The organism is bacterium (assembly GCA_008933615.1).
Classification (GTDB): Bacteria; CLD3; CLD3; order SB21; family SB21; genus SB21.
The window spans coordinates 1-12380 of the sequence record WBUR01000019.1 but is presented as its reverse complement, the minus strand read 5'-3'; the positions used below and the strand labels follow the sequence as shown (position 1 = coordinate 12380).

The 12380-nt window shown below is 41.9% G+C and carries 10 protein-coding genes; 6 read left to right on the top strand and 4 right to left on the bottom strand.

The window, feature by feature from the left end; all coding sequences use genetic code 11:
* Window positions 1–161: 161 nt before the first annotated feature.
* Window positions 162–1709 carry an acyl-CoA carboxylase subunit beta gene (locus F9K33_08530; GenBank protein KAB2879578.1) on the bottom strand — a complete coding sequence of 516 codons (1548 nt, stop codon included), beginning with the start codon at window positions 1707–1709 and terminating at the stop codon, window positions 162–164.
* Between the two features lie 102 nt (window positions 1710–1811).
* Between F9K33_08530 and F9K33_08525 the strand changes: the two genes are divergently transcribed.
* The 3 genes from F9K33_08525 to F9K33_08515 all read left to right on the top strand — a co-directional run bounded on the left by F9K33_08525 (window position 1812) and on the right by F9K33_08515 (window position 6883).
* Complete coding sequence (locus F9K33_08525) at window positions 1812–4739, top strand: hypothetical protein (GenBank protein ID KAB2879577.1); 2928 nt, start codon at window positions 1812–1814, stop codon at window positions 4737–4739.
* The gene (gene lexA, locus F9K33_08520) at window positions 4729–5151 is read left to right on the top strand and encodes a repressor LexA (GenBank protein ID KAB2879576.1); all 423 of its coding nucleotides are present in this window, start codon (window positions 4729–4731) and stop codon (window positions 5149–5151) included. The genes F9K33_08525 and lexA overlap by 11 nt, the downstream gene beginning before the upstream one ends.
* A 97-nt stretch (window positions 5152–5248) precedes the next feature.
* Entirely contained in the window at window positions 5249–6883 is a 1635-nt protein-coding gene (locus F9K33_08515) for an NAD+ synthase (GenBank protein ID KAB2879575.1), read from the top strand.
* On the opposite strand, the gene F9K33_08510 is transcribed toward F9K33_08515, so the two are convergent.
* Together F9K33_08510 and F9K33_08505 are read right to left on the bottom strand one after the other, a co-directional pair.
* Window positions 6884–7210: a hypothetical protein gene (locus F9K33_08510; GenBank protein KAB2879574.1), complete on the bottom strand. Its 327-nt coding sequence runs from the start codon at window positions 7208–7210 to the stop codon at window positions 6884–6886.
* Window positions 7210–7764: a sigma-70 family RNA polymerase sigma factor gene (locus F9K33_08505; protein ID KAB2879573.1), complete on the bottom strand. Its 555-nt coding sequence runs from the start codon at window positions 7762–7764 to the stop codon at window positions 7210–7212. Before F9K33_08505 ends, F9K33_08510 begins: the two co-directional genes overlap by 1 nt.
* A 140-nt stretch (window positions 7765–7904) precedes the next feature.
* Between F9K33_08505 and F9K33_08500 the strand changes: the two genes are divergently transcribed.
* Window positions 7905–9383 (top strand): hypothetical protein, encoded by a 1479-nt coding sequence (locus F9K33_08500; GenBank protein ID KAB2879572.1) that lies wholly within the window; start codon window positions 7905–7907, stop codon window positions 9381–9383.
* A 26-nt stretch (window positions 9384–9409) separates the two neighbouring features.
* A complete protein-coding gene (locus F9K33_08495) occupies window positions 9410–9703 on the top strand; it encodes a Dabb family protein (protein ID KAB2879571.1) in 294 nt (97 codons plus the stop codon).
* Here the strand turns inward: F9K33_08495 and F9K33_08490 are convergent.
* Entirely contained in the window at window positions 9700–11565 is a 1866-nt protein-coding gene (locus F9K33_08490; GenBank protein KAB2879570.1) for a hypothetical protein, read from the bottom strand. The genes F9K33_08495 and F9K33_08490 overlap by 4 nt on opposite strands.
* Before the next feature lie 103 nt (window positions 11566–11668).
* Between F9K33_08490 and F9K33_08485 the strand changes: the two genes are divergently transcribed.
* The coding region (locus F9K33_08485) for a GTP-binding protein (GenBank protein ID KAB2879569.1) at window positions 11669–12380 on the top strand (712 nt) is incomplete at its 3' end.

Here is a 12380-nt window from a genome sequence, read left to right as displayed (position 1 = left end):
AGAACTTTTTTTATGTGCCGGACCGGAAAGCGAACTCAAAAATAGTGTAAATAATATACTTGAATAACGTAGAAGTTACAAGTTTTTTTTGGCCATAAAGCAGTGTGTATTTTAAAGTTTACACTTCAGTTGTGAATTAAAGCGCTTTGGTGTTCTAATAATTAGAGCGGGATATTTCCATGTTTCTTCTTGGGATTGGTGTCGACTTTATTCTCCAGCATCATTAACGCTTTGATAAGTTTAGGCCGTGTAAACTGCGGTTCAATAATATCGTCCACATAACCCCTTTCAGCCGCACTGTATGGATTGGCAAACTTGTCCTTGTAGTCGTCGATGAGCTTATTTTCGGTTATGACAGGATCGGGGGAATTTTCGATCTCTTTCTTAAAAATAATTTCAACCGCGCCTTTTGCGCCCATGACGGCAATTTCCGCCGATGGCCAGGCATAATTAATATCCCCACGGACGTGTTTTGAGTTCATCACATCATAGGCGCCCCCATAGGCTTTGCGCGTGATCACGGTTATTTTCGGAACGGTCGCTTCGCAGAATGCATAGAGGAGTTTTGCGCCGTGTTTGATAATACCGCGCCATTCCTGATCGCTGCCCGGCAAGAAACCGGGTACATCTTCGAATACGACCAATGGAATATTGAATGCATCGCAAAATCGCACAAACCGTGCGCCTTTGAGAGAGGAATCAATGTCAAGCACGCCCGCCAGCACTGCCGGTTGATTGGCTACAATTCCGACCGACTTACCGCCCAACCTGGCAAAACCCACAACAATATTTTGTGCGTAGCTTTCATGCACTTCAAAAAAATCCTCCGAGTCAACGATGAGTTTGATTACATCTTTGATGTCATACGGTTTATTTGGACTATCGGGTATAATGGTTTTAAGCGCTTCTTCGCAACGATCAGCCGGATCGGCGGTTTGGTTATGCGGCGGGTCTTCCATATTATTCGACGGAAGAAAACTATGCAGTTTTCTTATTTTCATGAGGCAGTCTAATTCGTTTTCTGTTGCAAAATGCGCCACGCCACTCTTGGTCGCATGCGTCACTGCGCCGCCAAGTTCTTCCGAAGAGATTTCCTCATGCGTTACGGTTTTAACCACATTCGGTCCGGTAACAAACATGTAACTGGTGTTTTTCACCATCAACACAAAATCGGTAATTGCCGGAGAATAAACCGCACCGCCGGCGCATGGTCCCATCACAGCAGAGATCTGCGGTATCACGCCGGACGCGAGCGTATTTAACAAGAAAATATCGGCATAGCCCCCAAGACTCACGACCCCTTCCTGAATCCGCGCGCCACCGGAATCGTTAAGTCCGATCACAGGCGCACCGTTTTTCATCGCCATTTTCATTATCTTGATAATTTTCTCGGCGTGCACTTCGGAAAGACTCCCGCCGAACACGGTAAAATCCTGGCTAAAAAGATACACGAGCCTGCCGTCAATGGTTCCATATCCGGTTACAACACCGTCGCCTAAAGGACGTTCCTTTTCCAGGCCGAATGCGGATGAACGGTGTCTCGCTAACATATCAAGTTCCTCAAAACTCCCTTCATCAAGCAATAAGTCGATACGCTCCCGCGCCGTAAGTTTTCCTTTCTTATGCTGCGCCTCAATTCTGGATTTGCCTCCTCCTAACAAGGCTTCCTGCTTGAGTTTTCGAAGTTCGTCAACTTTCTTATCGGTCATGATGGCTTTCTCCGGCTTCCGTCACGTATTTTTAATTAGCATGAAAACAATTAAATTTTTACCTTTCCAAAGTAGACAATATTCCAAAAACATACAATTCAAATGTATCAATTCTCCGAAAATGATTTTTTAAGTTTGTTTGAGGATAGGAAAAAGGCGCATGTAAACCTCGCAAAAATGATAGAAAACATACCGGATAAAGATACTGCATTTTTGTCCCGTCTGCACTATGAACTGCAACACAACCCTGTGCCCGATGAAATGCTTAATACATTTGAACAACTGACCGAATCCGTAATCAACAAAGTTTCATTCTACAAAATGCTTTGCGATTTCCCGCCCATCATCGCAAGGCTGGTCAAAATTTTTACTTCCAGCCGTTTTTTGAGCGACCTCATCATCAGAGATTTTCAGTATACCTATTTTCTAATTCGTCCTGATATCGATTGCAAACCATTAGATATAAACCCTCTGCTAAAGTCGATCCGTGCGATTATGAATAATACTACCTACTCAATCACCAGAAAATTAGATCAACTGCGAATATTGAAGCGCCGTGAGCTTCTGAAGATCGGAATCCGTGACTATATTTTAGATGACCCCTTAGAAGCGACAATGCGAGCTATTTCGATGCTAGCTGATGAACTAATAAGGGCTGTTCTAGAATTATTTTCTGATTCGTTAACTGAAAAATATTCGTCCCCCACCACCGATTTTGCCGTGATCGCTTTGGGAAAACTCGGAGGCGGTGAATTGAACTACAGTTCGGATATCGACCTCATGTTTGTTTACAGCGAAGAAGGTCAGATCCATTACAACGAACGTGAAATCTCTCACCACGAATTTTATAATCAATTATGCTCTGCATTCATCGCCGCCATGGTCAACACAACCCGAGAAGGACAATTATACCGTGTGGATGCGCGTTTGCGGCCGGACGGCGATTCGGGACCTCTTGCGAGATGTTCGTCCGGTTTTATACACTATTACGAATCACGCGGCCAGCTCTGGGAAAGGCAGATGCTGATTAAGGCGCGCGTCGTTGCCGGCTCGGTTGAATTCGGCCAAAAGTTCCTCACCCAACTATCGCCATTCATTTATCCTAAAACTTTTTTTTCATCGCCGCTAAAAGAAATTGCAAAAATGAAATGGCGAATCGAGGAACAAAAATCGACGGATAAGTTAAATATCAAAATTTGCGCCGGGGGTATTCGTGATATTGAATTTATTTTGCAGGCCTTACAACTTATAAACGGAGGACGAATCTCAGAAATACAAACCGGGAACACCTTGTCGGGTTTAGCGAAATTATTTGATAATGGACTTATTTCGAAAGAGGAAAATAAACTCCTTGCGGAGAGTTACGTTTTGTACCGTAAAATCGAACACATTCTGCAGATCGCGGATGACCGTCAGACGCATTCCATGTCCGGGGAGAGGAAACAATTTACAAAAATCGCCTATTTGTTGAATTATAATAATGCAGAGGAGTTTATTCGGAAACTCGACTCTCATCTTGATTCTGTTCGTAAAATATATGATGCGGTTTTCGAAATATCCGATAGTGTCTCTCATCCGGGTGATACGGCGCTTTTTTTCAGGTTTGAGACATTAAATCAGGCTCTTCAAATCAGGCTGACCCAACATGGTTTTGAATCGCCTCAGCATACGCATCGAATCATACGTTTATTAAATTTCGGCCAGTTTCCAAAGCTTCATGCGATCACAACTCAAGATCTTTTTGTCCAGGTATTGCCTAATCTTCTCGCAGGTGTCCAGCTGACGCCGGCGCCCGACCATACCATCATGAATTTTGAACGCATCGTTTCTGCATATCCGTTCCCCGAAATGCTCTATAAAACCTACTTACATCAACCCAAGTTCCTAGAACTTACTTTGGACCTTTGTTCGTATTCGCATTCGTTTATCAACGTATTGAGTGAATCGCCATTATATGTGGATTATCTTATTACACATTACCAGGACTGGTTACAAGACGGCGAATACCTTCCCGAGCTGGAATTCTCAGGATACAGTAATATGCATGATTTCAAGAAGATGGAATTCCTAAAACTTGCACTGCAATATTCAAAAAAACACAATGGACAATTGTGTGAAGACATCAGCCGCCTTGCGGATTTTATATTGAATAAAATTTTTTTTGAAAGTTTTGATGAATCTGACCCTGTGGCGCTTATCGGGCTTGGAAAACTGGGCGGACGTGAATTGAGTTATAAATCAGATCTGGATGTCGTTTTCGTCTGCGATAATTCGTCGGACGTGGACGATCTTATCGCAAAAGCCAAAGATTTTTTAAGACGGATCATGGAAATAACGCCACGAGGCAGACTTTACGAAATAGACGCCAGGTTGAGGCCGGAAGGTAAGCAAGCTCCGCTTGTAGTAACCGTGTCCCGTTATGAGAGCTATTTTGAAAGTCGCGCCATGTTTTGGGAGAGACAGGCACTGATCAAGTCACGTTTTATATGCGGAGCAGCGACGGTAAAGGAAAAAGTATCGCGACTGTTCATAAAAATCGCATATGAAAAAGATTTTACAACAAATGAAATTCATTCAATTATTGATATGAGGTTAAGACAAACAAAGGAAAAAATTAAGACGGTCTCCGACAGCATTCACGATTTAAAATTTTCCAGAGGCGGCTTACTTGATATTGAATATGCCATTCAGGCGTATCAAATGAAATTTGGAAAAAGCCATCATTCTCTTCAAACAGAGAATACGTTACAAACGCTTCGTTTGCTTCAAGACCTATCCTTAATCTCTGGCGATGACGCTCAAGTCTTGCATCAAAACTACTCTTTTTTACGTGAATTGGAAGTTTTTAACTATTTGGTGTTTGAGCGTAAGTCCAATAAATTGCCGAGTGATGAAAAACAGCTTGCTTTTCTATCAAAATTTTGTAAATTAAATAAAGACAATCGTCTGTTAGCGCACCTATCTCATATTAAAAAACAAAATGAACTCTTATTTTCCAAATTAATGCGAGAACTAGAATATGGAAAATAATGTAAATTACGTAATGGATGACGATCCTACAGGTATTCCCATTCTTGGCAAAGTTGCCGCAGGAACACCCCGATTCTCTGAAAGCGTGGACATGGGATTTTTGACTTCGATGCCGTCCAAAGACATGGCTCGGAATAAGAATATTTTTGCGCTTCAAATCGTCGGTGACAGTATGATCGAAGACGGAATTTATGATGGAAATTATATTGTTGTGAGATATACGACAGAATTTGCTAATGGCGATATCGTCATCGCCTACGTCAATGAGGAAGCTACCGTCAAGCGTATTTATAAACGAGGCTCGAAGATCGTTCTACAGCCCGCCAATTCAGAATTGGAACCAATTGAAATAGATCCGGCGTTTTCCGAGTTTCGTGTGGGCGGAAAAATCATTGATGTCATTCGTAATTGATAATGTTTGATCAAATATTCTTTTGTAAGAATCCGATTTTTATCTAAAGTCGGATTTTTTTATTATAACCTATACAAAAAGCATTCTAAATAACTTTATGAAAATAGCTCTCGCACAAATCAACACCCGCGTCGGCGACTTAAAAAATAATTCCATCAGGATCATTGACTTCATACATAGGGCACGTAAGGCTCAGGCTGACCTGGTCGTATTCCCGGAACTCAGCATTTGCGGATACCCACCGGAAGATCTGGTCGAAAAGAAGATATTTGTTAAAAGGAATACGGAAACTCTGAATGACATAATGAAACATACCGACGGCATCGGTGTCTTATGCGGATTCGTATCGCCCAATGAAAACCCGGAAGGCCATCATGTATTCAATGCCGCCGCGCTGATGGAGAACGGTAAAATTATCGGAATCCAACATAAATCCCTTCTGCCAAATTACGATGTTTTTGATGAAATGCGCCATTTTGAACCGGCTAAAGAAAAAAAAGTATTTCCATTCCGGGGAATGAAATTAGGTATAGGAATATGTGAAGACAGTTGGAATGATAAAGATTTTTGGAAACAACGGCTCTATCATTCAGACCCAATTGAGGAATTAATTAATCAAGGCGCAAATATCCTGGTCAATATGTCTGCCTCCCCTTTTCATGTCAATAAAAGCAATCTCCGGTTAAATATGTTCAAGAGCATCTCTCAAAAATACCATATCCCTTGCGTGTTTGTGAATTTGGTCGGCGGAAATGACAGCCTGATTTTTGATGGATGTAGTTTTGTTCTGGATGCAGAGGGACAACTTTTGGCTCAGGCTCAGTCTTTTGCAGAGGAACTGGCTGTAGTTGATATCGAAGCAAATCGCGCTATTTCAAATGGCTGGACCGCGCCTGACGAACAACAGATCTATGACGCGCTTATCTTAGGGATACGCGATTATATGAGTAAATGCGGGTTTAAGAAAGCGATCATCGGCCTAAGTGGCGGAATCGATTCGGCATTAGTCGCTGCAATCTCCGTCGAAGCGCTTGGTAAAGACCATATTATTGGTGTTTCAATGCCATCGAGATATTCATCCAGGCACAGCAAGGACGACGCAAAAAAACTGGCAACCAATCTGGGAATTGAATACCGTTCTATCCCAATTGAATCTATGTTTAACGCATTTCTGGAATCCATGCATTCACAATTTAAGAATCTGCCCGAAGACATTACCGAAGAAAATATTCAAGCGCGGTTACGTGGAAATATCTTGATGGCTTTATCAAATAAATTAAATGCGATGGTGCTAAGCACAGGTAACAAATCCGAGTTAGCGGCCGGCTACTGCACTTTATACGGAGATATGTGCGGCGGCTTAGCGGTCATCAGTGACGTTCCAAAGACGATGGTCTATCGCATCGCACGATGGATCAACAGAAATAAGGAAATCATTCCGCCTCATACGATCCTCAAACCGCCATCAGCTGAACTCAAGCCGAACCAGACAGATCAGGATACTCTGCCCCCATATGATGTGCTCGATGGTATTTTGGAAGCGTACATAGAAAATATGAGGGAAGAAGAGGAAATTATTCAGTTAGGATATGATGAACAAACTGTAAAAAAAGTACTTAAGTTGGTGGATCATAATGAATATAAACGCAGACAGGCGGCTCCGGGTTTAAGAGTTACGACAAAGGCGTTCGGTTTTGGAAGAAGATTGCCTATTGCGCAAGGGTGGCGCTGATCAGCTCTTAGGAGGCAGGTTAGATACTTCGATCGCTTTCTTTATTTTATCCATCAGTGCTGCGGGTATTTTTGTTTCGTCGTTACAGCTTTTTGACTTGATCATATTAATCAGTTTTTCTTCGAACTGCACGTACGCCTGACAAGGCAAACACACTTTCAAATGATCCTTAAAAACCAGCACATCGTCTAGATTCATCTGCCCGTCTAAAAAGGCGTATACACGATGAACAACTTCCCCGCATTTGAGGGTATGATCGTGCGCGTGGAGATCGGTTTCATTACCATTCGGTGTCTTCATGAGATTTCCTTTAGTATTCAATTTCATTATGGTTTGACGTAACCGTATTCAACGGCATATTCCCAAAGATACTTCTGTAATAATTTCCGGCTTCTGAATAAGCGCGACATAATGGTGCCCACGGGAACTTCCAAAATATCCGACGCTTCTTTGTATGAAAACCCTTCGATGTCTACCAGCATGACGACGTCCCTAAACTGGTCCGGCAACTTATCGATGGCCTTTCGGATATCCTCATCCAAAAAACGGTCCAGAATGCTTTCAGGTGAATCGGTTAAGGAACTAGAACGGCTGTGAACTTGCCCATATAATGAGAACTCCTCAATATCATCGTATCCCGCAACCGACGGGTCTTTTGCCGTTTTCCGGTATTGCGAGATATGCGTATTAACCAATATCTTAAAAAGCCAAGCCCGCATATTGGTCCCTGATTCGAATTGGTTAATAGACCGAAAGGCCTTGTAAAATACTTCTTGAACCAGATCTTCAGAATCCGACGGATTCCGAGTCAACCTCAAAGCCGTATTGTATAAAGAATCGGCGTGAGGCATCGCCTGTTCTTCAAAATCTTTTGCTGTCATTCGTAAAGCCGTTTGTTTCAACGATATTCGATAATTATTATTCCAATAATATAATTAATTTTTTGAACTTGCAAATAGTAATTGATTCGTCTAATTTCAAACCCGCAAAAAAAAAATTAAATTAAATACATACGCTGCCTATGATTCGATGTTTTCAGATTTATATTCTTCTATTCGGTTTGGTGACTTCTGCATCGACTCAGGAAACCATTGCAAAAAGAGTTCATGAAGCTACGACGCTGGTTTATCCCCCAGCCCGCCACGCGCCGCTGCACAAAGCAACCGCAGTGCATTTGTTCGCATTTATGGCGTTGATCGGAAGAACCGACGTCACGCCTGATGATCCGCAAGGCCTTGCCGCCACGAGGCTAAAAAGCACGGATGATCCGAAGAATAGGAACGACGATGATGACCTCACCGTCTATGGGGTTAATTCCGGACAAAATAACATCATTTTTAACAGCTCAATGCAGAGTATTGATATTTACGAGGGAAAAGGACCTAAACAAAAACTGCGAAAACCCCGCGGTATAGCCTGTAATTCCAACGGCGATGTCTATATCGCCGATTCGGGCAATAACCGTATCGTAAAATTATTTAATCCCGGCAGCTACCTTACATTCGTAGATGCGTTTGGTAAAAAGGGAATTAAACCGGGTGAATTTAATGAACCCCGCGGCATTGCACTTGGAACAGAAGGAAGAATATTTATAACCGATACAGGTAATGATCGAATTCAGGTGTTTGACAAAAACATGGGATTTCTATATGCGTTGGGCGATAAGAATGATTCAAATGGCCTTGCAGTTTCTATGGTACGGCCGGATGGAATTGCTTTTGCTGACCCCACGGAAAACGACTTATTTTTTAGAGAAGAATTCATGGTGGTGATCGATCTAAATAATACGCGCATTCGGAAACTTACTCCGGACGGGCGGTTCATAGCGGGTGTTAATTCCAATGACTATGGTTATCAGCAAGTATTTTTGACTTCTGTTGCGGTCGATTTCTACTCTAATATTTGGGTTACGGATATGTTCAACCACTGCGTTCATAAATTTGACAGACACTTGAACTATATTACGCGTTTTGGAAACATTGGCGACGGAGATAATCAGTTTTTCGAGCCCCGAGGCATCGCCATAGGAAGGAATTACGGACAAGTATTTATCAATGATAAGAAAAGTGCGCAATATTTTCATATCGGAACTGATATTCTCGATTTGAATATATCGCTTCAAGATAGCTCGGTCAGGTTTGATTTTCTTCTAACGGAACACTCGAAAATAACAGCGAGAATTTTTGACGAAAAAAACAACCTAATAGGGTTATTATGCCTAAATAAATCATTTTCGATCGGAAAAAATTCTATTCTATGGAATCGTCAGCTGGGTCAAGGTATGGTTGGCGGTATTTTTCCTAACGAACTTCTCAAACGCAGATTAGCAGTTGACTCATCTTCTATTAGAAAACAAGGCGCTCCAAAGGATTCTGGAACAACGGCCATTTCAAGCTCGAAGGCACAATCTGGGTTGTATAGGATTCGAATTGAAGCAAAGACAAATTATATTTACAACAGATATTTTACTAAACAAGTTGAGGTCGAATTTGCATTCTAACATTCATTCTCACTTGAGAGGAATCTATGGTCGAACATATTGTCATGTTTAAGATTAAAAGAAATACACCCGCAGATAAAATTAATTCGATGACGGAGTCTTTGCACGGCTTGAAAAATAAGATCCCGGCTTTGATCGACATGCATGCGGGCGTCAATTTTTCCCATCGCAATAAAGGTTTTGACGTTATGTTGGTAAGTCGTTTCAGAAATAAGGAAGACCTTAAAATATACGTGGATCATCCGGAACATCGAAAGGTTATTGAAGAAACAATTCAGCCGATACGAGAGGATCTGATCGTGGGCGATCTTGAGTATTAGGCTTTATCAAATGCGATGCACTGTTCGAAATGCAGATGTTGAAGCAGTGTGTCAATTCTTGAAATTTGCGCTGGGTCCATCAACCAGCGATAGTGTTCATCTAACACCGCTCCGGAATGGTGCGTAGCATAATCAATGCAGAGCAAACGGAAAATTAAATTAAATTCTGCAATCTGTGAATGTGAATAGCGTTTAACTTGAGATTGCAGGATACTCTTGTCCTGAAACTGAAGAACATACCCAGCCAGTTGAAGAAAAAAGTCGGGTAATATAGAAGCGTGGTTAAGGATATGTTGTTGAAATTCGGCGGTACGTGATTCCTCTACATCTTTTTGAATGAATTGCGCAACTTCTGTTATCACCGAAAGATATTTCTTTAGATGAACCTGGCGACGGAAACGACTTTCCATGGCCATCAGATCCGGTTCGGCGCTAACACTTTCTTCGAAGCTTCGTAATGTTTCCAGTCTCCTTTCGTATAACAGTTCGATTCGCTTACGCTGCTCAATTATCTGTTGCCGAAACTGCTGGACTTTGCTAAAAAGATTCCGATAACGATCTTCATGCATCGTCGATTGCATTTGCTCAAGTTCTTTCACAATTATGCCCCGGTCCTGTTCCAGTTTTTCAATTAGAAACTTGACATTTTTTTGTTCGTTTTGCGATACGAATTGTTTGAGTTTGCCGATCACGAGATGCTTGTCGTGAGATGATTGATACAGGTTTTTTTCGCGCTTGGCAGCTTCCATGTCGTGTTCGAGGCTCGAATAGGATTTTAACGTTTCGCGAATTCTCTTCACTTCTGACTTGTAAGTATCCAGCTTTGTTTTACCGGCTCCTGTATCGGATGGTGCCTGCGAAATCTGATGTTGAGTAATTTCATTGAGAATGCCGTTCAGATTCTTTTCCAGATGCCCCCGTTCAACAATTTTTTTGCGAAGCGACTCTTCCTGTAATGATATTTGCTCATATATTTTCTTTTTCTTTTCAATTTCCTGTATCTCGTCTTCTGTAAATTCATGGCCAATTTCATTTTTTAATACTGAATTATAGCTGCGCAACTCGAAATCGATCCTTTCGATTTCATGTTTTTTCGCCACAATAAATTCGTATATCTTATCCGCCTGTCGAAGTTCCGCCTCATCTGCCTGTGCACCGGCTGATACCTGATCAATAACCGAGAGCAGTTGTTTGATTTGATGATCTGTATGTCTCAGATCTTCTTCGAATCGTTCTACGATTTTCCGGTCAGCTATAGCGGCCTGGCGGCTCATCTTAAGTTCATTTAGTGAACCAGAAGCAATTTGCTGAATATGATTCAACTCCGAATTGATATGATCGTATAAATGAATATTAAGAAGAGTGTGGAGCCATACAGAATCTGCCGCTTTTTCATAGTAATTATACGGGAAAATAAGGCCACAAATAACATCGTAACGTTGCAATAATAAATCCACCGGAGTGGTTTCCATACTCTCGTTGAACATTTTATCGGCAAGTTTCAGAAAATGACATACCCATTGAGTTGCTTGTGCCGAATCGGTCAGATCATACGTTACTTTTCCATCTTTTGATGTGACAACATTATGTTTCAGCTTTTGCGCTGCCCATTCTTTCTTGACATAATACTCCTTCCGGTTAATTAGTACCACTAAATGGATTGCGGAGTCGGAAGTTTCTTCTTTGAAATAATCAGGCGGATTTACTGCAGAAATTGACAATGCCGTTCGTAAAGATTCAGTCAACGTTGACTTACCTTGAGCGGGGCCTATCGCAATCAGATTGAATCCTGTTCTGAAATCAATGCGTTTATGTTTAAATTGGCGAATGTTGAAAAGCTCTATTTCCTTGAAAACCATCATGAACTGTGCTCTGAACAGGAAGTTTGGACTTGAATCAATACCGAATTATAACTATCATATTTAATTCGACGCATAAATTCAATACTATTATTGCTGCAAATAAATGAAACGAATTAATCGGATACCGGTTGTGTCAATCGTTGGGCGTCCCAACGTCGGCAAATCAACTTTATTCAACCGAATCATCGGCCGCCAGGATGCAATTGTTCACGGCACACCCGGCGTAACGCGCGACCGGCATTACGAGATCACCGACTGGAACGGGAAACAATTTGTTCTCATCGACACCGGCGGATATATGCCTGACGCGAGCGACGAGATCAACGTGGCAATCCGTGAGCAAGCGCAATTTGCCATTGAAGAATCCGATCTCGTTATATTGCTGGTCGATGCCGTTTCCGGACTTACAACAACCGAATTACAAATTTCAGATACCATCAAACGCGCCAGAAAAAAACATCTGCTCTGCGTCAACAAAGCGGACAATGAAAATATTGATCTGGACGTCGCTGCTAATAAAGATTTTTACAAGCTCGGATTAGGAAAACCTAAAAGTATTTCCGCGCTCAATAGCAGAAACATAGGCGACTTCCTTGATGATATTTTATCAGAACTGGGTGACGGTTTCCGCGGCAATGTGGAAGACATTGAATACGAAAAGAATATCATCAAGTTAGCAATCATCGGCAAACCCAACGTCGGCAAATCTTCCTATGTTAACGCCGTTATCGGGAAAAACAAGCATATAGTATCGGACGTTCCCGGAACAACCCGCGACTCGATCGACACGGATTTTGAGTACAACGGCATTCACT

Coding starts and splice junctions, on each gene's coding strand:
- F9K33_08530 (KAB2879578.1), bottom strand. CDS start 1,709: ATGACCGATAAGAAAGTTGACGAACTTCGAAAACTCAAGCAGGAAGCC.
- F9K33_08525 (KAB2879577.1), top strand. CDS start 1,812: ATGTATCAATTCTCCGAAAATGATTTTTTAAGTTTGTTTGAGGATAGG.
- lexA (KAB2879576.1), top strand. CDS start 4,729: ATGGAAAATAATGTAAATTACGTAATGGATGACGATCCTACAGGTATT.
- F9K33_08515 (KAB2879575.1), top strand. CDS start 5,249: ATGAAAATAGCTCTCGCACAAATCAACACCCGCGTCGGCGACTTAAAA.
- F9K33_08510 (KAB2879574.1), bottom strand. CDS start 7,210: ATGAAATTGAATACTAAAGGAAATCTCATGAAGACACCGAATGGTAAT.
- F9K33_08505 (KAB2879573.1), bottom strand. CDS start 7,764: ATGACAGCAAAAGATTTTGAAGAACAGGCGATGCCTCACGCCGATTCT.
- F9K33_08500 (KAB2879572.1), top strand. CDS start 7,905: ATGATTCGATGTTTTCAGATTTATATTCTTCTATTCGGTTTGGTGACT.
- F9K33_08495 (KAB2879571.1), top strand. CDS start 9,410: ATGGTCGAACATATTGTCATGTTTAAGATTAAAAGAAATACACCCGCA.
- F9K33_08490 (KAB2879570.1), bottom strand. CDS start 11,565: ATGATGGTTTTCAAGGAAATAGAGCTTTTCAACATTCGCCAATTTAAA.